Here is a 21297-nt window from a genome sequence, read left to right as displayed (position 1 = left end):
GTGGGCGCGATCACCGGAACGTTCAAGGGATTCGGTGTCACCTTCTCGCACATGTTCAGGAAGGTCGTCACCACCGACTATCCGTTCAAGCCGCCGGTGTCGGCGCCGCGCTACCACGGGCGGCACATCCTCAACCGGCACCCGGACGGCCTGGAGAAGTGCATCGGCTGCGAGCTGTGCGCCTGGGCCTGCCCGGCGGACGCGATCTACGTCGAGGGTGGCGACAACACCGACGAGCAGCGTTTCTCGCCCGGTGAGCGGTTCGCCAGCACCTACCAGATCAACTACGCGCGGTGCATCTTCTGCGGGCTCTGCATCGAGGCCTGCCCGACCCGTTCGCTCACGATGAGCAACGAGTACGAGCTGGCCCGGGACAACCGGCAGGACCTGATCTTCACGAAGGAGCAGCTGCTCGCTCCGCTGCTCGAGGGCATGGAGCAGCCGCCGCACCCGATGCGACTGGGCGACAGCGAGAAGGACTACTACGTCGGCGCGCTGGACAACCCGGGCACCTCCGCCGGTGCCGAGACGTCCCCCATGGGTCCCGGCCGCTATCAGGTCGAGGAGCACCCCGGCGTGACGTTCCCGGGTGCCGAGCAGGCCGCCCAGCGCGCGGCGGCCGGCAAGGGAGAGGGAGCATGACCACGTCTACGGTGCTGGCCGCGGCGGGCGGTGTGTCCGGCGGCGAGGAGGTCACCTTCTGGATCCTCGCGCCGCTCGCGCTCATCGGCGCGATCGGGATGGTGGCGGCCCGCAACGCGGTGCACTCGGCGCTCTGGCTGGTGCTCACGATGCTCTGCCTGGGCGTGTTCTACGTGCTCCAGGCCGGGCCGTTCATCGGCATGGTGCAGATCATCGTCTACACCGGCGCGATCATGATGCTCTTCCTGTTCGTGCTGATGCTGGTCGGTCGGGACTCCTCCGACTCGCTGATCGAGACGCTGCGCGGCCAGCGGGTCGCCGCGATCCTGCTGGGGCTCGGCTTCGCCGGCCTGGTCGGCACCGCCGTCTACAACGCCATGGACAAGACCACTGCGGTCGGCCTGGACCAGGCCAACGCCGAGGGCAACGTGCAGGGCATCGCCCGGCTGCTGTTCACCAAGTACGTCTTCGCGTTCGAGCTGACCTCGGCGCTGCTGATCACCGCGGCGGTCGGCGCCATGGTGCTCGCGCACATCGAGCGGCGTAAGCAGGACAAGGTCGACCAGGTGTCGACCATGCGGGCGCGCTTCGCGCCGGGCAACTACCCCGGGCCCAAGCCGGGCCCCGGCGTCTTCGCCACCTCCTCCTCGGTGGCCACCCCGGCACGGTTGCCGGACGGCCGGCTCACCGAGCGGAGCACGCCGGACATCCTGCCGGTCCGCGAGCTGACCGCGCAGGAGACCACGCTGAAGGGGACCGACAGGTGAGCGCGAGGAGTGCAGCGAAGCGGAGCCCCGCAGTCGCGAACGAAAGGCTGGCCCAGCGATGACGCCCAATCATTACCTCGTGCTGGCGGCGGTGCTGTTCACCATCGGCGCGTCCGGGGTGCTCATCCGGCGCAACGCGATCGTGCTGTTCATGTGTGTCGAGCTGATGCTCAACGCGGCCAACCTGACGCTGGTCACCTTCAGCCGTATCAACGGTGACCTCAACGGCCAGATCATGGCGTTCTTCGTGATGGTGGTGGCCGCGGCCGAGGTCGTCGTCGGCCTCGCGATCATCATGTCCATCTTCCGGACCCGGCGCTCGGCGAGTGTCGACGACGCCAACCTGCTCAAGTACTAAGGGGCAAGCGAGTGGAAGAGACTGTGCAGTACGCAGAGGCCACGGGCTTGCTCGGCAGCGTCTGGCTGCTGGTGGCGATCCCGCTGGTCAGCGCGGCCATCCTGCTGCTGCTCGGCCGGCGGGCCGACCGCTGGGGGCACTGGTTGGGCGTCGCGGCCATCGGGGCCGCGTTCGTGCTCGGGCTGGCGTCCTTCTTCCAGCTGCGCGGCCTGGAGAACAAGTCGGCCGAGCTGAGCCTCTGGGACTTCATCGCGGTCGGTGACCTGCGGGTCGACTTCGGCCTGCTGTTCGACCCGCTGGCCGCGGTCTTCGTCCTCCTGATCACGGGCGTCGGATTCCTGATCCACCTGTACGCCGTCGAGTACATGGCGCACGACGCGGGTCGCCGCCGGTTCTTCGCGTACTTCAACCTGTTCGTCGCGGCCATGCTGCTGCTGGTGCTCGGCAACAACTACGTGATGCTGTACTTCGGCTGGGAGGGCGTCGGTTTGGCGTCGTACCTGCTGATCTCCTTCTGGTACGGGCGGCCGAGCGCCGCCACGGCCGGCAAGAAGGCGTTCCTGATGAACCGGGTCGGCGACACCGGCCTCGCCATCGGCATCTTCATCATGTTCGCGACCCTGGGCACCACCCAGTACGACGAGGTGTTCAACGGTGTCGGCGCGCTGACCGGCACCACGGTGCTGGTGCTCGGCCTGCTGCTGCTGCTCGGTGCGGCCGGTAAGTCCGGCCAGTTCCCGCTCCAGGCGTGGCTGCCGGACGCGATGGAGGGCCCCACCCCGGTGTCGGCGCTCATCCACGCCGCCACGATGGTCACCGCCGGCGTCTACCTGATCGCCCGGTCGAACCCGATCTTCTCCGCCAACTCGACGCTCCAGCTCGTGGTGGTCAGCGTCGGTGCGCTCACCCTGCTGATGGGCTGCATCATCGGCGCGGCGAAGGACGACATCAAGCGGGTGCTGGCCTGGTCGACGGTCAGCCAGATCGGCTACATGTTCCTCGGCGTCGGCCTGGGTGGTGGCGCGTACGCGCTGGCTATCGTGCACCTGCTGGCGCACGGCTTCTTCAAGGCCAACATGTTCCTGGGCGCCGGTTCGGTCATGCACGGGATGAAGGACCAGGTGGACATCCGCCGCTTCGGTGGGCTGTCGACGTACATGAAGGTCACCTGGCTGACGTTCATGATGGGCTGGCTGGCCATCATCGGCATGTTCCCGTTCTCGGGCTTCTTCTCGAAGGAGCCGATCATCGTGGCCGCCTTCGAGCGGGACGACTGGACGGCCTGGCTCTTCGGTGGTGCGGCGCTGCTCGGCGCGGGGCTGACCGCGTTCTACATGACGCGGCTGTTCGTGCTCACCTTCCACGGCCCGAAGCGGTGGACCGAGGACATCGAGCACCCGCACGAGTCGCCGAAGCTGATGACCATCCCGCTGATCCTGCTGGCGGTCGGTTCGGTCGGCGCCGGTTTCCTGCTCTCCACGTCCGTTCCGGACTGGCTGACCTCCACCGCCGGTCTGGGCGGTGAGCACGCCGAGCACGAGCCGGTCCTCTCGCACCTCGTGATCACCACGCTGTCGCTGCTGGTGACCGTGCTCGGCGCGGGCCTCGCCTGGTTCCTGTTCCGGGCCGGTACGGCCACCGCGTCGCAGCCGGCCGGGGTGCTGGTCACCGCCGCCCGCCGCAACCTCTACACCGACGCGGTCAACGAGGCGGTCTTCGAGAAGCCGGGCATCTTCCTCACCCGGGCGCTGGTCTTCCTCGACAACCGGGGCATCGACGGGCTGGTCAACGGTCTCGCCGCTGGCGTCGGCGGCGGTTCGGGCCGGCTCCGGCGGCTGCAGACCGGTTTCGTCCGCTCGTACGCCACCTCGATCCTGGCCGGTGCGCTGCTGGTGATGGCGGCGTTCCTGGCGGTGCAGGCGGGGTGGTTGGCGTGATCGACCTGAATACGCCCGCCCCCGCCGGCGGACCACGCATCCACGACGGAGGTAAGGCCGCATAATGTCCAACTTCCCGTTCCTCTCGGTGCTCACCGTGGCGCCGCTGGTGGGCGCCCTGGTGGTGGCCTTCCTGCCGCGCCACCGGCCGGAGCTGGCCAAGCAGGTGGCGTTCGTCTGGTCGCTGCTGGTGCTGGTGCTCTCGGTGGTGATGTGGGTCAGCTTCAACGCGGGCGGTGACCGGTTCCAGTTCCGGGAGTCGTACACCTGGATCCCGAACTGGGGCGTCAGCTTCACGTTCGCCGCCGACGGCATCGCGCTGGTGATGCTCATGCTGATCGCGGTGCTGGTGCCGCTGGTGATCCTGGCCTCCTGGCACGACGCGGAGTCCTCCAAGCGGTCCATTCCGGTCTACTTCGCGCTGCTGCTGATCCTCGAGAGCACGATGATCGGCGTCTTCGCGGCCGCCGACGTCTTCCTGTTCTACGTGTTCTTCGAGGTCATGCTGGTGCCGATGTACTTCCTGATCGGCAGCTACGGAGGTCACCAGCGGCAGTACGCGGCAGTGAAGTTCTTCCTCTACTCGCTGGTCGGCGGCCTGTTCATGCTGGCCGCGGTGATCGGCCTCTGGGTGGTCGGCGGGAAGACCTTCGACTGGCAGGCGCTGTCGCAGGTGGACATCAGCACCGGCACCGAGCGGTGGCTGTTCCTCGGCTTCTTCCTCGCGTTCGCCATCAAGGCCCCGTTCTTCCCGTTCCACACCTGGCTGCCGGACGCCGGTGGCGCCGCCCCGGCGGGTGCCGCCGCGCTGCTGGTCGGCGTGCTGGACAAGGTCGGCACGTTCGGGATCCTGCGCTACTGCCTGCCGCTGTTCCCGGAGGCGTCGAAGTGGTTCGCGCCGTGGGCGCTGGCGCTGGGCGTGATCGGCATCATCTACGCGGCGCTGCTGGCGGTCGGCCAGAACGACCTCAAGCGGCTCGTGTCGTACACGTCGATCGCGCACTTCGGGTTCATCGGGGTGGGCATCTTCGCCTTCACCACGCAGGCCGGCACGGGCGCGGTGCTCTACATGCTCAACCACGGTCTGGCCACCGGCCTGCTGTTCCTGGTGGTCGGCATGCTGATCTCCCGGCGCGGCTCGTCGTTGATCAGTGACTTCGGTGGCGCCGGCAAGCTGGTCCCGGTGCTCGCCGGCGTGCTGTTCTTCGCCGGTCTCGCCTCGCTCGCGCTGCCCGGCACCGCGCCGTTCATCTCCGAGTTCCTGGTGCTGATCGGCACCTTCACGGTGAACAAGCCGGTGGCGGTCATCGCCACCGTCGGCATCATCCTGGCGGCGGCGTACGTGCTGTGGATGGTGCAGCGCACCACGCAGGGCACGCTCAATCCGGCGCTGACCGAGGTCGACGGGATGCGCCGGGACCTCAACCTGCGCGAGAAGGTGGTGGTCGCCCCGCTGATCGCGCTGATCGTGCTGCTCGGCTTCTATCCCAAGCCGGTCACCGATGTGATCAACCCGGCCGTCCAGGCGACCATGGACGACATCGGCAGAACCGACCCGGCCCCGTCCGTGGGCGGCACCGTCCAGGAGGCGCAGCGGTGAGCGCGAGGAGTGCAGCGAAGCGGAGCCCCCAGCGCCCGCGCGAGGAGAGAGCGAAGCGAGCCCCGCAGTCGCGGGCAGAGGCTTGCGCAGTCGCGAACGGAAGGCTGGCCCAGTGACCGAGTTGAAATTGCCGTCGCTCGACTACGCGGCACTCGCCCCGATCATGATCATGCTGGGCACCGCGTTGCTCGGTGTGCTCGTCGAGGCGTTCGTGCCGCGGCGCTCGCGGCACGTCGTGCAGCTGACGCTGGCGCTGCTGGCCGTCCTCGCCGCGCTGACCATGGTGGTCCTCAACGCCGACGACCGGCTCGTCACGGCCGGTCAGGCCATCGCGGTGGACGGGCCGACGCTCTTCCTCCAGGGCGCCATCCTGGTGCTGGCCGCGATGGCGCTGCTGCTGATCGGTGACCGTACCGTCGAGCGGGGCGGCGCGTTCGTCGCCCAGGCCGCGGTGACCGCCGAGTCCGCCGACGACCGGAAGCAGGCCGAGGGGCGCAACGGGCTCACCGAGGTCTACCCGCTCATCACGTTCGCGATCGGCGGCATGCTGATCTTCGTGGCGGCGAACGACCTGCTGACCATGTTCATCGCGCTGGAGGTCTTCTCCCTGCCGCTGTACCTGCTCTGCGCGCTGGCCCGCCGCCGGCGTCTGCTGAGCCAGGAAGCGGCGATGAAGTACTTCCTGCTCGGCGCGTACGCCTCGGCGTTCTTCCTGTTCGGGGTGGCCCTGATCTACGGCTTCACCGCAGGTGTTCCGGGCCGTTCGGCAGGTGTCGACTTCGCCACCGTCAACGCGGCGGTGAGCGAGTCGCCGGCCAGCCAGGTGCTGCTCTTCGCCGGCATGGCGCTGCTCGCCATCGGTCTGCTCTTCAAGGCCGCCGCCGCCCCGTTCCACGTGTGGACGCCGGACGTCTACCAGGGTGCGCCGACGCCGATCACCGGTTTCATGGCCGCCTGCACCAAGGTCGCGGCGTTCGGCGCGCTGCTGCGCGTCTTCCACGTCGCGTTCGAGGGCGGGGGCTGGGACTTCACGCCGGTGCTCGGTGCGGTGGCGGTGCTGACCATGCTGGTCGGCGCGGTGCTGGCGGTCACCCAGACGGACATCAAGCGGCTGCTCGCGTACTCCTCGATCGCCAACGCCGGCTACCTGCTGGTCGGTGTGCTGGCGCCGAGCCGGGACGGGCTCTCCGGCACGATGTTCTACCTGGTCGCGTACGGCTTCTCGGTGCTGGCCGCGTTCGCGGTGGTGACCCTGGTGCGCGACGCCGACGGCGAGGCCACCCACCTGTCCCGCTGGGCCGGGCTGGGGCGGCGCTCGCCGTTCTACGCCGGGCTGTTCACGTTCATCCTGCTGGCGTTCGCCGGTATCCCGCTGACCAGCGGCTTCACCAGCAAGTTCGCGGTCTTCGGGCCGGCGCTGGACGGCGGTCAGGCCTGGCTCGTCATCGCGGGTGTGCTGACCAGCATGGTGCTGGCGTTCCCGTACCTGCGGGTCGTGGTGATGATGTGGCTGTCCGAGCCGGGCGAGTCCACGCCGACGGTCACCGTGCCGGGCGGCCTCACGTCCGCCGCGCTGATGGTCGGCGTGCTGGCCACCCTGGTGCTGGGTGTCGCCCCTGGTCCGCTGCTCGACCTGGCTACCGGAGCCGCAGAATTCGTGCGGTGAGACGTACCTCGGACACCGGGGGTCGGCGCGCGGACGCGTGCCGGCCCCCGCTGCGTATCCCCGACCCGGAGCAGGTCGAACGGGTGTGGCATGGTTGATGGTGTGGTGATTCCGGCTGGCGAGCGTTCAGGTGCCACCGGTTCCGGCGGTCGCCGGGGTCGGGCGAGCACGAGTCAGTTCGGCGCGCTCGGCCTTCATCTTGCCGATCCCCGCGTCGAGGCGTCCGTGCTGGGGCTGCTGGACGCGGTCGAGATCGAGCTGCGCGCCAGTGTGGCCAGCGCCGACCCGTTCGTCACGGAGGCTGCCCGGCACCTTTTGGAGGCCGGCGGGAAGCGGTTCCGGCCGCTGCTGGTGGCGCTCGGCGCACAGTTCGGCGATCCGTCGGGCGCGCAGGTGGTCCCGGCGGCCGTGGTGATGGAGCTCACCCACCTGGCCACCCTCTACCACGACGACGTGATGGACGAGGCCGCCGTGCGGCGGGGCGCACCGAGCGCCAACTCGCGCTGGACGAACTCGGTCGCCATCCTGGTCGGCGACTACCTCTTCGCCCGCGCCGCGGACATCGCGGCCGATCTGGGCCCCGAGGCCGTCCGGTTGCAGGCGCGCACCTTCGCCCGCCTGGTGCACGGTCAGATCGCGGAGACGGTGGGTCCGCGCGCCGGGGAGGACCCGGTCGCGCACTACCTGAGCGTGATCGCCGAGAAGACCGGCTCGCTGATCGCCACGTCGGTCCGGTTCGGCGGCATGTTCGGTGGCGCCCCCGCCGAGCAGGTCGAGGCGCTCGCCGGTTACGGCGAGACGATCGGCGTCGCGTTCCAGCTCACCGACGACCTGCTGGACATCGCGTCCGAGTCGGTGCAGTCGGGCAAGACGCCCGGCACGGACCTGCGCGAGGGTGTCCCGACGCTGCCGGTGCTCTACGCCCGTGCGGCCGACGACTCCGACGCGGCGTCGGTGCGGCTGCGGGAGATCCTGGCGACCGGCCCGTTGACCGACGACGCGCTGCACGCCGAGGCCCTGGGGCTGCTGCGGGAGAGCCCGGCGCTCAAGCGCGCCCGGGAGACCGTCCGCAGCTACGCCGAGGACGCCCGCGCGCGCCTGGCGCCGCTCCCGGCGAGCGCGTCCCGCCAGGCGCTGGAGTCGCTCTGCGACTACATCGCCGACCGCACCAGCTGACCCCCACCGGCCCCCACCCCGGGCCGTCACTCCGTTGATCATGAAGCTATCGCCCCGACACGCCGTGTGATCGGGCAACAACTTCATGGTCACGCGCGGGTTGGGGGTGCGGCGGCTGTCAGTAGGCGGCTGCCCATCAGCATCAGGGCGGCGGCGAGCAGCATCGCCACCGCCGCCGTGACCCACATGGTCGGGTAGCCGAAGTGGGCGGCGAGTGGGCCGAGGCTCAGCGGGCCGAGGCAGCCGCCCGCGTACACCCCGGTCTGCGTGATCGAGGTGGCGGCGGCCGGAGCCTGCGGATGCAGCCGGACCACCGCGAAGTTCACCAGGCCGGGCCACGCCCAGCCGAGGCCGAAGCCGAGCACCACGCCGGCCACCAACGGCACCGGACCGGCCACCGCGAGCAGACCGAGCCCGGCCGCCCCGACCACCAGCATCGCGGCGATGAGTGCGACGTGCCCGCTGGCCCGGCGGTCGGCCAGTCCGCCGGCGCCCACCCGGGCGGCCACGCAGACCGCGCTGCCCAGCGTCAGGGTGAGGCCGGCGAGGCCCGGCGACAGACCCCGGGCGGCGGCCGAGTCCACCAGGAAGGTGCCCAGCGCGTTGGCCGCGCCCGCCGCCAACGTCGCCGCCGCCCCGATCACCACCAGGGCCGTCGTGGCCCGGCCCGCGCGTGCCGCGGCGGCCCGTCGGTCCCGGCCGGGCAGTTGCCGGGGTACGGCCGGCAGCGTCATCAGTGCCGCGACCGCTGCGGCTACGAACGCCCAGCGCCAGCCGGCGGTGAGCGCGATGGTGGGCACCGCCGCGCCGGCCAGCAGGGTGGAGACCGGAATGGCCGCCTGCTTCACACCGAACGACAGCCCCTGCCGGTTCGGGGGCACGTGCTGGGCCAGCGCGGCGTTGCTGGCCAGTTGGCCGAGGGCGTTCGCGGCGGCGCTGAGCGCCAGCAGGGCGAGCAGCACCTCGTACGAGCGGGCGAACACCGCCACGGCCAGCATGGACCCGGAGGCCAGCACGATGCCGCTGCGGGCCACCATGGCCGGCCCGTACCGCTCGACGAGCCGGCCCGACGGCACCGAGGCCAGCGCGCTCACGCCGAAGTAGACGGACACGGCCAGGCCCAGCCCGGCCGGGGAGAAGTCGAGGTCGGCTCCCATCTGCACGGCGAGGCCGCCGAGCAGGAAGACGGGCAGTACGCAGGCCACGGTGGTGGCGACGGCACCGGCGCTGGCCCGGATCGGGCGGGTGCGGGTGCGGTCTTCAGCGGGGGTGAGGGCGGTGTCGGTCATCGTCCGGCAAACCTACGCGAGTCAGGCTCAGACCACTCCTGGTGACCATCGGCCTACGAAGAGTGGATGGTGATCTGGCATCCTCGACCCGAACAGGCATTTCGCGCCCGGCCTGTTTTTCATATGGTGTAAGTCCCCGGCGGCGGAGGTGGTTGTGCGCGACCCCTTGGCAGAACCCTCGGATCTGATCCGCAGCGTGTCCCGAGCCCTGCGGGTGCTCGAGTCGGTCGGTCGCGCCCCGAAGGGCCTGACCGTCAAGCAGATCGCCCGACGGTGCGAGCTGACCGTGGCCACCACCTACCACCTGGTCCGCACCCTCGCCTACGAGGGCTACGTGATCCGTCGCGAGGACGGCACGTACATCGTGGGGCTGGAGGTGGCCGACCGCTACCGCGAGCTGGTGACCGCGTTCCGGGGCCCGCCGGTGGTCGGTGAGACGTTGCGCCGGGCCGCCGTGGACACCGGCTACAGCCACTACCTGGGCCGCTTCGTCGGCGGTCAGGTCGCCATCACCGCCGTGGCCGAGGGGCACCGCTCGCCCTACCTGGAAGACCTGGTCCCCGGCTTCGACGAGGGGGCGCACGCGACAGCCCTCGGCAAGTCCCTGCTCGCCACCCTCACCACCGAGCAGCGTTTCCGCTACCTGCGCGAGTACGGCATGCGCCCGTTCACCACCGCCACGCTGACCACCACCGAGGCGTTCGAGGCCGACCTGGCCGCCGGCGACCGACGCGGGATGCAGCTGGAGCTGGGGCAGTTCCGCCAGGGCGTGGCCTGCGCGGCGGTGCTCGTCACGCCGGACAAGGACATGGAACGCCGGGTCGTACTGGCCTGCGCCCTGCCGGCGAGCGAGATGATGACGTCCGCGCGCGTCGTCCGGGCCAAGCTGCTCACCGTCGCCCGCACGGTCGCCGACGGCATCGCCTCCGACCACTGACCCACCGGATGCCGAGAGGCCCTCTCCCGGGCTGGGAGAGGGCCTCTCGGGGCGGTCCAGCGCCGAACCGCCTGGGGGAACGTCAGCGGCCCGCCGGCCGCGGCGGCACCGTCAGCTGCCCATCGGTCCGCCGTCGAGACGCCAGGTGACCACCACGCCCGGCTTGGCGTAGTCGCCGTCCGGCCAGTTCGAGGCCGGGTTCTCCACCGACGCGCCGGTGATCTCACCCGGGTGCTGCACCGCGACGAACACCGAGCGGTTGTCGCCGGTGATGAACGGGCCGCAGGTCTCCGCACCGAGTGGCACGGTCAGGAACTGCTTGAGGTGACCCTTCTCCGGACCCTCGACGGCGGTGGCGAAGAGGCCGTCGTTGCTGCCCAGGGCGTTGCCGTCGGTGGAGATCCACAGGTTGCCGGTGGCGTCGAAGGCGACGTTGTCCGGGCAGGAGATCGGGGAGACCTTCGTCTTGTCGTACCCGGAGAAGAAGGTCGACGGGTCGGTCGGGTCGCCGCACACGATCGGCAGCGACCAGGCGAAGGTCTCCGAGGTGTTGTCGTTGCGGTCCTCGACCAGCTCCAGGATCTGCCCGTGCTTGTTGGCGTTGCGCGGGTTGGCCTCGTCGGCCGCCGCCTTGCCGGCCTTGCCACGGTCGGTGTTGTTGGTCAGCGCCACGTAGACCTTGCCGGTGAGCAGGCTCGGCTCGACGTCCTCCGGGCGGTCCATCTTGGTCGCCCCGACCTTGTCGCCGGCGAGCCGGGTGAAGGTCAGCACGTCCGCGGCGGTCATCCCGTCGACGAACGAGCGGTTACCGCTGACCAGCTTGATCCAGCGACCACGACCGTTGAACGCGCCGTCGGCGGGGAGGTTGCCCGAGCCGTCGATCTCGCCCGCGCTGGTCTGGTCGAGCTGCGCGACGTAGAGCGTGCCGGACTCCAGCAGCGTGAGGTTGTGCTTGCGGGCCGCCCACGAGTTGCCCTTGAGGAACTTCTTGTCCGAGACGAACTTGTAGAGGTAGTCGAACCGCTCGTCGTCGCCCATGTACGCGACCACATGGCCGTCCCTGGCGATGATGACGTTCGCGCCCTCGTGCTTGAAGCGGCCCATCGCCGTGTGCTTGCGCGGGCGGCTCTCCGGGTCGAACGGGTCGATCTCGACGATCCAGCCGAACCGGTGCGCCTCGTTGGGGTGCTTGGCCAGGTCGAAACGCTCGTCGGCGCGCTCCCACTTACGGCTGCCGCTGGGGTAGCGGGACGCGGTGGTGATGCCGTAGCGGTCCAGCTTCGGCTTGAGGTCGGCCGGAGCGGCGTCCGCGCCGACGAAGTACTGGTTGAAGTTCTCCTCACCGGAGAGCACCGTCCCCCACGGGGTCACGCCACCGGAGCAGTTGTTCAGCGTGCCGACGACCGTACGACCCTTGGGGTCGGCGGCGGTCTTCAGCCAGGCCGAGCCGGCGGCCGGGCCGGTCAGGTCGAACCTGGTGCTGAGCGCGGTGACCCGCCGGTTGTACGGCCGGCGACCGTTGTCCACGGGCTTCCACTGCCCGGTGCCGGCGACCCGCTCCAACTCCACAACGGACATGCCGTGCGCGGCCATCGCCGTGCGCAGCTGCTCCACGGAGAGCCCGTCCAGGCCGGGGAAGCCGGGGAACATCAGGTCCTCGTTGGTGTACTCGTGGTTGACCACGAGCAGCGCCCGCCTGCCCTGCTTGTCCAGCGGCAGCACCCCGACGAAGTCGTTGTTGTAGCCGAACTGCTTCGACTGGGCGGCGGCGGTCTGGTGGTGCAGATCGAACTCCGGCGCCCCCGGCAGCACCGGGTCGCCCCACTTGATCACCACGGCGTGGTCGTAGCCGTTCGGCACGACAAGGGTGTCCAACTTGTTCGGCGGGATCGGCTTGAAGGTCAGCGCGCCACTGCCGACACCCGTGGTGGGACGGCCGAAGCCGAAGTTTTCCGGCACGTCCGGGGTGGCGGAGTACGCGGCGGCGGCGGGGGCCGCGCCGGCCAGCACGCCGGCCGCCGCGCCACCGAAGCCGAGGACCAGGGCGCCTACCGCGCCGGCCCGGACGACGCCGCGCCGGGAGACCTCCGCGTTCACCACGTCCCCGAAGTACGCGTTGTCCGACGTGTTCGGGACGGGGTGGTCACAGGCGTTGCCGCAGCGGTACAGACAGGTCATGGCGTCACGGGTGCCATGACGGTTGCCGGTCAACAGGGGGAGCAGCCGGGGACGGTCGCTCATGGAAGTGGCCTCCAGGAAAGTCGGTGGCACGACAGGCGGCGTACCAGCCGGACGCTAGGAGGACGTGGTGAGCGGTCGTCGGCCGCAGTGTGAACCGGGCGTGAACACCTGCGCGGGCACCAGCGGTCTGACCTCGGTCTGAACCGTTCGGCGTGACCGCACGTATTCCCGAGCGGACACACCGCCGGACGCGCGCCGGAAGTGAGGAGACCGCCATCAGCGACCATGACGCCCAACTGCTGCGGGCGCTGCACGACGAGCACGCGGAGGCGCTGTACGCACACGCCCTGCGGCTGGTCAACGGCGACCGGCAGCGGGCCGAGGACCTGGTGCAGGAGACGCTGCTGCGGGCCTGGCGGCACCCCGAGTCCCTCGACCCGCGACGCGGCTCCGTACGCGCCTGGCTGTTCACCACCGCCCGCAATCTGGCCATCGACGCCTGGCGGCGACGGTCCACCCGGGTCGGCGAGGTGTTCACCGACGAGCTGCCCGAGCCGCCCGAGGTGGTCGACGAGGCGGAGCGCGCGGTGGAGGCGTGGACCGTCGCCGAGGCCTTGAACCGGCTCAGTCCCACCCACCGTGAAGTGCTTGTCGAATGCTTCTACCAGGGGCGGTCGGTGGCCGAGGCGGCGTCGAGGCTGGGCGTACCGCCGGGCACGGTGAAGTCGCGCACCCACTACGCCCTGCGCTCACTACGGTTGGTCCTGGCCGAGATGGGGGTGACGGGATGACTCGGTGCGAGTTCGCGCACGACGACGGCGCGTACGTGCTGGGCGCCCTGGCCCCCGCCGAACGGGCGGCCTACGAGCGGCACCTCGCCGGCTGCGCCTCCTGCCGGGACGCGGTCGCCGAGATCGCCGTCCTACCCGGGCTGCTCGGCCGTCTCGACCCGGCGGGTCTGGAGCAGTTCCTGCCGCCGCCGTCCCCACCCCGGGTGCCCGCGCTGCTCGAGGAGGCCCGGAGCCGCCGGCGCCGCGAGCGCGCAGCGACCCGTCGGCGGTACGCCCTCACGACGCTGGCCGCCGCCGCGCTCGCCCTGGTGGTGGGTGTCGGCGCGGCCGCGGTGCTGCCCCGACCGGTCGCCCCACCGGTGACCCCGGGCGCGCAGGGCACCCACCCCGGCCCGCAGGTGTCGATGGTCGCCATGCGGCCGGTGGCGACAGCCGGGCCGGTGCACGCCGAGATCGGGCTGGCCGGCAGCAAGTGGGGCACCGAGGTGACCATGCACTGCGGGTACGACGCGCGGACGAGCTACGGCAAGGCGTACCCGTTCCGGCTGGTGGCCCACGGCCCGAACGGCAGCAGCGAGCAGATCGGCTCCTGGCTGGCCGCCCCCGGCGACGACCTCAGCTTCACCGGCGTCACCCGCTTCACCGACGCCGAGCTGGTCAGCGTGGAACTCCAACGTTCCGACGGCACCCCCCTGCTCACGTACGCAGTCCCGTAACCCCGCCCCGCCCTTCGCCGCGATCTTGCACTTTCTGTCGTCCCGTAACGGGTCAAGAACCGCAAATCGACGACAGAAACTGCAAGATCGCGGGGGCGGGGGCGGGGGCGGGGGCGGGGGCGGGGGCGGGGGTGGGTTAGGGGGTTGGGACGGGGCTGGGGAGGCGTGGGGTGCTTCTGGACTGGCGGGCCTGGCGAATGGCGTCGGCGGTGAAGACGACCAGGGCCAGCCAGACCAGTGCGAAGCCGGCGAGGCGGGCCGGCGGCATCGGCTCGTGGAAGATCAGCACGCCGCAGGCGAGCTGGAGGATCGGCGCCAGGTACTGGATCATGCCGAGGCCGGTCAGTGGCAGCCGGTTGGCGGCCCCGGCGAAGAGCAGCAGCGGGATCGCGGTGGCCGCGCCGGCCAGCACCAGCAGCGCGGTGTGCCCGGCGGAGACATGCCCGAAGGTCAACCCGCCGTGCCGGCTCAGCCAGGCGAGATAGCCCAGCGCGGGCAGCGCCAGCACCGCCGACTCGACGAAGAGCCCCTCGGCGGCGGGCAACCCGAGCTGCTTCTTGATCAGGCCGTAGCCGGCGAAGCTGAACGCGAGGCTCAGGGCCAGCCAGGGCAGCCGGCCGTAGTCGACGGCGAGCACCGCGACGGCCGACGCGCCGATGCCCAGCGCCACCCACTGCGCCGGGCGGAGTCGTTCCCGCAGCACCGTCACCCCGAGCAGCACCACCACGAGGGGGTTGATGAAGTAGCCGAGCGCGGTCTCCACCACCCGGTTGGAGCTGACTCCGTAGATGTAGATGCCCCAGTTGATGGCGATCAGCGCGGACGCGGCGACGATCCCGGCGACCGTCCGGCGGCGGCGTAGCAGCGCCCGCAGGAAGCCGATGTTGCGCAGCGCGCCGAGCAGCAGGGCCACGAAGAGCACCGACCAGACGATCCGGTGGGCCAGGATCTCCAGCGGGCCGGTGGGTCGCAGCAGCTTGAAGTAGAGCGGAAAGAAACCCCAGAGCAGGTACGCGCCGATGCCGTAGAGGTATCCCAGGCGGAGTGGCGTCACGCCTCCACCGTAAGGTGTGAACCTCCGCTTTGTTCCTTTCCGGTGATCGGCGTCACCGGTGGGCGCCGGTCGAGCTGCATCCACCGCTGCGGAACGTCCAACGGGGTGAAGCCGACCCGCGCGTACACCTCGTGCGCGTCGCTGGTCGACAGCAGAATCCGGCGTACGCCCAGCTCGGCCAGGTGGTCGCGGACCGCGCCGGCCAGCCAACCGCCCAGCCCGCGGCCCCGGGAGGAACGGTCGACGTACACGTCGCAGAGCCAGGCGAAGGTGGCGCCGTCGGTGACCACCCGGGCCACCGCCACCTGGTGGCCGTCCCCGGGTCGGTAGACGCCGAAGGGGAGTGACCCGGCGAACGCCCGCACCACCGTCTCCCGGTCACGCCCCAGCGCCCAGTAGGCGTCGGTGGACAGCCAGTGGTGGATCCGGTCCAGGTCGAGCCGGGCGGGGTCGGTGCTGATCAGGTGGCCGTCGGAGCGGGTCAGCGAGAACACGTCTGTGAGGCTAACCAACCCGACCGGCTCGCCGGCCCGCCAATTCCCGAACCCTGGTCACCGGACCGCCCGGCCCATCGGGGGCCGGGCGGTCCGGGTCGGTGGTGGTGGGTCGCCGTCAGTCCCGGTCGAGAACGGCGCCCAGGATCCAGGTCACGATGCTCACGAACAGGGCGCCGAGCACGGCGGCCGGCCAGAAGCCGTCCACCGAGAACGGCAACCCGGCCTGGTCGGCGATCCAGCTGGTGAGCAGGAACAGCAGCCCGTTCACCACCAGCGCGATGAGACCCAGGGTGAGCAGGTAGAAGCCGCAGCCGACGGTCTTGATGACCGGCTGGAGCACCGCGTTGACGACGCCGAAGATCACCGCCACCAGGATCAGCGTGGTGACCGTCTCCACTGCCGAGGTCGACTCCAGGTCGATGCCCGGAATGAGCAGTGTGGCCAACCAGAAGGCCAGCGCCGTGGTGGCCAGCCGAATCAGCAACCCTTTCAGAAAACCCATGGCCGGGATCGTGCCACGGACCACTCACCGGCGTAACCCACCAGTTGACCATCCACGACGACGCGACCCCGGGAGCGCCCGGCAGCACTCGGGTCGGCGTCTCCGCCGGCTCAGCCGCGTGCCGGCGGGCCGATCAGCTGGGCCTCGATCGGGGTGGGGGAGAGCAGCGCCCAGCGCAGGGCTCGGCGGTTCACCACCGCCACCATGTCGTCCCGGATCCGGGTGAGCCAGTCGGCCGAGCCGCCCAGCCCCAGCGCCGTTCCGGCCAGCGCGGCCTCGGCCCCGTGCAGCGGCTGCAACACGGCCAGATCCGCGCGGCTCAACGCGTCCACATCGGCCGGGGTCAGCTCGTCGCGCACCACGAGGGTGGCCCGCCACGCCGGACCCGGCTCGGTCTCGGCCGGCACCGGCCCGGCGTCGACCACCAGCAGCAACGGTTGAAGCGCGGTGCCCACCGAGTCGGCGACCGGTCGGCCCGGCGGGATCAGCGGGATCGTTCCGCCCGGAGCGCCCACACCCCGCACGAACGGCTCCCAGGCACGGGGTCGCGCCGTCTGCACCACCACCAGCGCGCCCAGGGCCATCGCCCGCAGCGCCACCAGCTGCGCGGCCCGCACCCCGCCCACCAGCATCACCCTGGTGCTCTCCGGCCGGAACAACCGTACGGTCACCGCGCCGCCGTGCCGGTTGGTGCCGACCATCATCCCCGCCTCGCCCAGGGTCAGCTCCCAGTCGTCCAGCGCCACAGCCGATTGCCCCCCGGCGCTGGTGAGCGCCACCGGCAGCGTGCCAGCCAGCCCGTTCAGGTGCGCGCCGTCGAGTCGGCGCAGCGTCCCGCCGACGCCGTCGACCAGTCGACTCAGCGCGTCGACGGCCACCGTCAGCTCGGCGGTCGACGTGGCGGCCAGGCGTACGGCCATCTCGGTCGGCGCGGCCCCGGTGTCGCCGGCCGCCGGCGGCCCGACGCAGAGCGACACCGTCGTCGCGGTCGCCGGCAGGGCGAGCAGCCGGGGCACCAGCCGCCGCGCGGCAGGTGCGCCGGTCTGCGGCCAGTCGACCAGCCGGAACGTGGCCTGCACGAGTGCGCCCGAGCGGAGCAGCGGCCACGACTCCCGCACCGGCTGGCCGTCGTGGTGGGCCAGTTCGCCCAGCACGCGCAGTGCCGCCGGCACGCCGAGTGGCCGGGCGGTCAGCGGCCCGAGTCGGCGGACGATCCGGCGTACCGTGCCGGCGAGCGCCCGACGCAGGGCCTCCTGCGTCCACCCGTCCGCCCGCAGCACCCGAACCGCCAGCACCGCCCGCTCCCGCCCGGCGAGCCGGCCGTCGGTGAGCTGCCGGTACGAGGTGCCGACGGTGCCACCCGCCGTCGGGACGGGTGCCGGCGTCCCGCTGAGAAGCAGTTGGATCCGTAGCGGCGGGACGTCCGGACCGGGCGTCGGCAGCAGCGCGGCCGGCGCGGGGATCTCCCGGGACGCGTCGCCGAGCAGGTCGCCGGGGTCGCCGAGCTCCAGAAGCGCCACCATGCCGCCGGTGTCCTCCAGCACCGCCGCCGGCCCGCCCGACAGCTCCGTCGAGTGGACCACGGCACCGGGTGCGACAAGGGCGAGCAACCCCGCCGGGTCGGCCTGCTGACCCAGCACGCGCCGCCGGGTCAGATGCGCGGCGGCGGTGCCCAGCCACTCGAAGAGCCACCTGCCGCGCATCCGCACGCCGGCGACCGCGACCAGGAGCGTCGCCATGAGCAGCGCGGCGACGGTGAGCGGCGTGCCCCGACCCAGCGCGGCGAGGACGACCGCGACGGCGACCTGCCAGGTGACCAGTTGACCCGCGCGGATCCCCGCGCCGCGTCGGCTGAGCGCGGCCCAGCGACCGCGGGATGGTCGACCCGGTACGCCGTCCCTGGCCGCCCTCGGCCCCGGAACACCGAGCGCGGCCGGCGCGGCGCTGACGGCTTCGGTCGCGGTCGCTCCGGTGTCGACACCCGGCGCGGTGCCGACAGACGTTCCCACGGCGGTGGGGGCGCCCGACCCGGCTGTCGGGGCGGCGGCGGCCGGGACCGGGCCCCAACCCTGCCGGCTCGCCGGGTGCGGGCCTCCGGTGGTGATCGGCGACACCGCGCCTCCTCGACCAGTTGGGACGTGCCGGGCGGCCGACCGCCCCGGGACTGCCCGTCACGCGCCGCGACGTGGCTGCGGCACATAGTAAGCGACCGATGGCTGCCGTGGTTGTCCACAGGGGAGCCCGGTGGGGTAGCAGAACTGCTACCGGGCCGCTACCGTCAGCCACGAAGTTCATCGCTGACCCGCGTCCAGCCATGCTCGCCGACCGGGCCACGCGATAGGTGCGCTCCCCCTGGGCGCACAGCCGGCCAGGCACGACCGAGGAGACGAGGTGATGTTCGGGTGTCCCAGACCCAGGCAGAAGCAGCGGTGATGCGGCAGACCGCCGCGAAGTTCGAGCAGGTGGACCAGTCGTTGCAGTCCATGCTGACCGGCCTGCTGGCCGAGCTGGAGGTGTTGCAGCAGGCCTGGCGCGGCGCCGGTGGGCGGTCGTTCGAGCAGGTCAAACGGCAGTGGTCACAGGATCAGGCCGCGTTGCACCGGGCCCTGCGGGAGACCGCCGGGGCCATCCGCACCGCCGGCCGACAGTACGACGTCTCGGACGACGAGGCGGCCAGCCGGGTGGCCGGCACCAACCGCGGCGGCATCCAGCTGCCGCTCTGACCTGCCGGGAGGGACTTCCGATGGACCACGGTGTGCTGGTCGTCAACTTCGCCGCGCTGCAACAGGCCGGCGTGGACATTCAACGGGCGCTGAACACGCTCGACTCACAACTCGGCCAGCTCGAACGCGACGCCGCGCCGCTGGTGTCGGCCTGGGCGGGTGACGCCCGACAGGCGTATGAGCAGCGCCAGGCGCGGTGGCGGTCCGCCTCGCAGGACCTGCAGGCGATGCTGCGCGCCATCAAGGTGGCGGTGGACGACTCTGCGGCCGACTATCTGGACACGGAGAAGAAGAACACCGGGCTGTTCCAGTGACGCCGGTGGGCCGGGAGCGCTGACCGTGCCCGCGTCGGCGCCCCGGCCGCCCTCCGACGAGGGCCACCGAGGCGACCCGGTCGGGTCAGACCGGCTCGGCCGGTCGCCAACGCCGGCGCGCGCCGCGGGGCAGCACGACCGCGAGCAACACCACGGCGACCGCCGTCAGGCCGATCGCCGCGCCGGCCACCAGAGCCCGGTCCCGGGCGGTCGCGCGGCGGGCCTGGCGGGCGAGCACCGCCGGATCGGGCCGGTCCTCGGCGAGTACGGCAACCGACCGCGCGGCGGCCGACCGGCCGCCGCCCGTCTCGGTGACCGCCCGGTAGGGGTTCAGCACACCGGCGCCGTACCCGCCGCCGTGTCCCGGGCCGGGCGCCGGATCGACAGTGGCGACGATCCGCTCCACCACCTCGGCGGCGGTCAACTCGGGTCGGTAGGCGCGCAGCAACGCGGCGGTGGCTGCCACGAACGGCACCGCGTAGCTGGTGCCCTCGACCTGCTGGTGACCCTGCACGGGCGCGGCGACCAGCACTCCGCTGCCCGGGGCGACCAGATCGACGTACGAGCCGGTCTGGGAGAAGGTCGCCCGTGCACCGTCCGCCCCGATCGCGCCCACCCCGAGCACCCCGTCGTACGCGGCGGGGAACGGGCGCGGGTCGCCGCTGTCGTGCAGGTTGCCCACGGCGGCCACCAGCACCACGTCCCGCTCGACGGCGTACCGCACGGCGGAGCGGACCTCCGGGTCGTCGGCGTACAGCACCACGGAGAGGTTCACCACGTCGGCGTCGTGGTCGACGGCCCAGCGGATGGCGTCGGCGAACTCGTCGGCGCTCACCGTGCGCCCCGACTCCCGACCCTGCACCACCTGCTGCTCACTCACCCGTACCGGCAGGATCCGGGCGGCCGGGGCCAGGCCGTGGAAGGCGACACCGGGCCGGGGCGCCGCGGCGATGATGCTCGCCACGCCGGTGCCGTGTCCGGCGCAGTCCCGGCTGCCGTCCCCACCCGGGTCGAGCAGGTCGGTGCCGGCCAGCACCCGTCCGGTCAACTGGGGATGCGCCCGGTCGACTCCGGAGTCGACCACCGCGACCGTCACACCGGCGCCCGTGGTCAGCGGCGCGAGTCGCGTGGGGTCGTACCGCTGCTGGGGCCAGGGTGTGGCCTCGACCGGCCGGACGGGCGCCAGTGGCGTCGCGCAGGCCGGGGCCATCCCCAGCCCGGCGCTGGCGGCGGCGGCCGGACCGGTCGCAGCGGTCAGCAGAGCAGCCGCCAGACCTGCCAGGACGGGGCGCGCGATCGACCGGGACATCGACAGCCTCCGTATCGTGTCGGCTCCGGAACGGGATGTTATCGCCTCGACGCCGCCCCGGCGGACCGCCACCGGCCAGCCATTGTGATCTTGATACCACCTTGTAGGTTGTACGCGATACCTGTGGCCTGTTCTCGGAAGGAGAGGTGGCCGTGACCGAATGGGAGCCGGCCACGGAGGCCGAGGTGGCGATGCGGGACGCGCTGCGCGCCAACGACCAGGAGCTCTACTTCCGCCTCCTGTCCCGCACCGATCTGCTGTTGCCGGTCTCCACGCCGGCGCCGTCCGGCCAGTCGTCCGCCGGCTGGGGCACCTGGACCACCGGCGGCCGGACCCACGTGCTGGCCTTCACCTCCGCCGCGGCGCTGCGGGCCTGCCTCGGTGAACACGCCGGCACCAACCGGCGCGTGCCGTTCACCGACCTCGCCCTCGGTTGGCCCAACCACGAGTGGTGGCTCGCGGTCAACCCCGGGTTGCCGGTCGAGGGCTACCTGCCCGCCTGGTTCGTGTCGCAGCTCTCCCGTGGGGACGTCCGGCTGCCGGGCCGTGCCATGGGCGCCCGCGCCCGGCTGGAGCGGGCCGAGACGCTGGCCCGATCGAGAGCCGGTACGACCGGCCGGGACGGCTCGCCCGCCACCGGGTTCGTGCCGCCCATGCCGCTTACGCCGCCCACGCCGCCCGCGTCGGACCCGACGCCGTCCGGACGGTCCGCGCCGAGGAACGCGGTGCCGCCGGTGGGTACGCCCTCGGGATCGGCCACCCCGGCCCGCGCGCCCGGCCCGGGTGAGCTGTCGCGCCGGTCCGGCCCGGAGGATCTGCCCGCCGCCGGTCAGCGGCA

The 21297-nt window shown here is 71.8% G+C and carries 20 protein-coding genes; 13 read left to right on the top strand and 7 right to left on the bottom strand.

Features of this window, described 5'->3' with window-relative positions:
• From nuoI to B0E54_RS17305, 7 genes are all read left to right on the top strand, one after another.
• Entirely contained in the window at positions 1-642 is a 642-nt protein-coding gene (gene nuoI, locus B0E54_RS17335) for an NADH-quinone oxidoreductase subunit NuoI (protein WP_234584599.1), read from the top strand.
• Positions 639-1409 carry an NADH-quinone oxidoreductase subunit J gene (locus B0E54_RS17330; protein ID WP_234584596.1) on the top strand — a complete coding sequence of 257 codons (771 nt, stop codon included), beginning with the start codon at positions 639-641 and terminating at the stop codon, positions 1407-1409. Before nuoI ends, B0E54_RS17330 begins: the two co-directional genes overlap by 4 nt.
• A gap of 58 nt (positions 1410-1467) precedes the next feature.
• The gene (nuoK, locus tag B0E54_RS17325; RefSeq protein ID WP_007454601.1) at positions 1468-1767 is read left to right on the top strand and encodes an NADH-quinone oxidoreductase subunit NuoK; all 300 of its coding nucleotides are present in this window, start codon (positions 1468-1470) and stop codon (positions 1765-1767) included.
• Between the two features lie 11 nt (positions 1768-1778).
• Entirely contained in the window at positions 1779-3704 is a 1926-nt protein-coding gene (gene nuoL / locus B0E54_RS17320; RefSeq protein WP_234584594.1) for an NADH-quinone oxidoreductase subunit L, read from the top strand.
• 64 nt (positions 3705-3768) lie between these two features.
• The gene (locus tag B0E54_RS17315) at positions 3769-5304 is read left to right on the top strand and encodes an NADH-quinone oxidoreductase subunit M (RefSeq protein ID WP_234584591.1); all 1536 of its coding nucleotides are present in this window, start codon (positions 3769-3771) and stop codon (positions 5302-5304) included.
• 112 nt (positions 5305-5416) lie between these two features.
• A complete protein-coding gene (nuoN, locus tag B0E54_RS17310; protein ID WP_234584574.1) occupies positions 5417-6970 on the top strand; it encodes an NADH-quinone oxidoreductase subunit NuoN in 1554 nt (517 codons plus the stop codon).
• Between the two features lie 90 nt (positions 6971-7060).
• Positions 7061-8146, top strand: a complete 1086-nt coding sequence (locus tag B0E54_RS17305; protein WP_234584573.1) for a polyprenyl synthetase family protein — start codon at positions 7061-7063, stop codon at positions 8144-8146.
• 89 nt (positions 8147-8235) lie between these two features.
• Here the strand turns inward: B0E54_RS17305 and B0E54_RS17300 are convergent, their stop codons facing one another.
• On the bottom strand, positions 8236-9435 hold the full coding sequence (locus B0E54_RS17300) for an MFS transporter (protein WP_234584572.1): 1200 nt from the start codon (positions 9433-9435) through the stop codon (positions 8236-8238).
• A 154-nt stretch (positions 9436-9589) separates the two neighbouring features.
• Between B0E54_RS17300 and B0E54_RS17295 the strand changes: the two genes are divergently transcribed.
• Positions 9590-10372, top strand: a complete 783-nt coding sequence (locus B0E54_RS17295; RefSeq protein WP_234584571.1) for an IclR family transcriptional regulator — start codon at positions 9590-9592, stop codon at positions 10370-10372.
• Positions 10373-10483: 111 nt separating this feature from the next.
• Here B0E54_RS17295 and B0E54_RS17290 read toward each other — a convergent pair whose 3' ends face one another.
• A complete protein-coding gene (locus B0E54_RS17290; protein ID WP_234584570.1) occupies positions 10484-12613 on the bottom strand; it encodes a PhoX family phosphatase in 2130 nt (709 codons plus the stop codon).
• Between the two features lie 215 nt (positions 12614-12828).
• Here B0E54_RS17290 and B0E54_RS17285 point away from each other — a divergent pair, with 215 nt between their 5' ends.
• Both B0E54_RS17285 and B0E54_RS17280 read left to right on the top strand, forming a co-directional pair.
• Positions 12829-13344 (top strand): sigma-70 family RNA polymerase sigma factor, encoded by a 516-nt coding sequence (locus B0E54_RS17285; RefSeq protein ID WP_266249813.1) that lies wholly within the window; start codon positions 12829-12831, stop codon positions 13342-13344.
• A complete protein-coding gene (locus B0E54_RS17280; RefSeq protein ID WP_234584569.1) occupies positions 13341-14060 on the top strand; it encodes an anti-sigma factor in 720 nt (239 codons plus the stop codon). Before B0E54_RS17285 ends, B0E54_RS17280 begins: the two co-directional genes overlap by 4 nt.
• A gap of 136 nt (positions 14061-14196) precedes the next feature.
• On the opposite strand, the gene rarD is transcribed toward B0E54_RS17280, so the two are convergent.
• The 4 genes from rarD to eccE all read right to left on the bottom strand — a co-directional run bounded on the left by rarD (position 14197) and on the right by eccE (position 18122).
• Positions 14197-15114: an EamA family transporter RarD gene (gene rarD / locus B0E54_RS17275; RefSeq protein WP_234584568.1), complete on the bottom strand. Its 918-nt coding sequence runs from the start codon at positions 15112-15114 to the stop codon at positions 14197-14199.
• On the bottom strand, positions 15111-15608 hold the full coding sequence (locus tag B0E54_RS17270) for a GNAT family N-acetyltransferase (RefSeq protein WP_234584567.1): 498 nt from the start codon (positions 15606-15608) through the stop codon (positions 15111-15113). The genes rarD and B0E54_RS17270 overlap by 4 nt, the downstream gene beginning before the upstream one ends.
• A gap of 118 nt (positions 15609-15726) precedes the next feature.
• Positions 15727-16113 carry a phage holin family protein gene (locus tag B0E54_RS17265; RefSeq protein ID WP_234584566.1) on the bottom strand — a complete coding sequence of 129 codons (387 nt, stop codon included), beginning with the start codon at positions 16111-16113 and terminating at the stop codon, positions 15727-15729.
• A gap of 110 nt (positions 16114-16223) precedes the next feature.
• On the bottom strand, positions 16224-18122 hold the full coding sequence (gene eccE, locus B0E54_RS17260; protein WP_374109282.1) for a type VII secretion protein EccE: 1899 nt from the start codon (positions 18120-18122) through the stop codon (positions 16224-16226).
• 393 nt (positions 18123-18515) lie between these two features.
• On the opposite strand from eccE, the gene B0E54_RS17255 reads away from it, so the two are divergent.
• Together B0E54_RS17255 and B0E54_RS17250 are read left to right on the top strand one after the other, a co-directional pair.
• Positions 18516-18836 carry a WXG100 family type VII secretion target gene (locus tag B0E54_RS17255; RefSeq protein ID WP_234584564.1) on the top strand — a complete coding sequence of 107 codons (321 nt, stop codon included), beginning with the start codon at positions 18516-18518 and terminating at the stop codon, positions 18834-18836.
• A 20-nt stretch (positions 18837-18856) separates the two neighbouring features.
• Complete coding sequence (locus B0E54_RS17250) at positions 18857-19150, top strand: WXG100 family type VII secretion target (protein WP_234584563.1); 294 nt, start codon at positions 18857-18859, stop codon at positions 19148-19150.
• Between the two features lie 85 nt (positions 19151-19235).
• Here the strand turns inward: B0E54_RS17250 and mycP are convergent, their stop codons facing one another.
• Positions 19236-20459 carry a type VII secretion-associated serine protease mycosin gene (gene mycP / locus B0E54_RS17245; RefSeq protein WP_234584562.1) on the bottom strand — a complete coding sequence of 408 codons (1224 nt, stop codon included), beginning with the start codon at positions 20457-20459 and terminating at the stop codon, positions 19236-19238.
• Positions 20460-20611: 152 nt separating this feature from the next.
• Here mycP and B0E54_RS17240 point away from each other — a divergent pair.
• Positions 20612-21297: SseB family protein (locus B0E54_RS17240; protein WP_234584561.1), on the top strand; the 686-nt coding region annotated here is incomplete at its 3' end.

The organism is Micromonospora sp. MH99, from assembly GCF_021442385.1.
Taxonomy (GTDB): domain Bacteria; phylum Actinomycetota; class Actinomycetes; order Mycobacteriales; family Micromonosporaceae; genus Micromonospora.
The sequence above is the reverse complement of the archived record's forward strand: the minus strand, read 5'-3'. Positions and strand labels throughout refer to the sequence as shown.

What these genes read in the sequence shown, in the direction of transcription:
- B0E54_RS17330 (WP_234584596.1), top strand. Translation starts at nt 639, where the DNA reads ATGACCACGTCTACGGTGCTGGCCGCGGCGGGCGGTGTGTCCGGCGGC.
- nuoK (WP_007454601.1), top strand. Translation starts at nt 1,468, where the DNA reads ATGACGCCCAATCATTACCTCGTGCTGGCGGCGGTGCTGTTCACCATC.
- B0E54_RS17315 (WP_234584591.1), top strand. Translation starts at nt 3,769, where the DNA reads ATGTCCAACTTCCCGTTCCTCTCGGTGCTCACCGTGGCGCCGCTGGTG.
- B0E54_RS17305 (WP_234584573.1), top strand. Translation starts at nt 7,061, where the DNA reads ATGGTTGATGGTGTGGTGATTCCGGCTGGCGAGCGTTCAGGTGCCACC.
- B0E54_RS17300 (WP_234584572.1), bottom strand. Translation starts at nt 9,435, where the DNA reads ATGACCGACACCGCCCTCACCCCCGCTGAAGACCGCACCCGCACCCGC.
- B0E54_RS17290 (WP_234584570.1), bottom strand. Translation starts at nt 12,613, where the DNA reads ATGAGCGACCGTCCCCGGCTGCTCCCCCTGTTGACCGGCAACCGTCAT.
- B0E54_RS17280 (WP_234584569.1), top strand. Translation starts at nt 13,341, where the DNA reads ATGACTCGGTGCGAGTTCGCGCACGACGACGGCGCGTACGTGCTGGGC.
- B0E54_RS17265 (WP_234584566.1), bottom strand. Translation starts at nt 16,113, where the DNA reads ATGGGTTTTCTGAAAGGGTTGCTGATTCGGCTGGCCACCACGGCGCTG.
- B0E54_RS17250 (WP_234584563.1), top strand. Translation starts at nt 18,857, where the DNA reads ATGGACCACGGTGTGCTGGTCGTCAACTTCGCCGCGCTGCAACAGGCC.
- mycP (WP_234584562.1), bottom strand. Translation starts at nt 20,459, where the DNA reads ATGTCCCGGTCGATCGCGCGCCCCGTCCTGGCAGGTCTGGCGGCTGCT.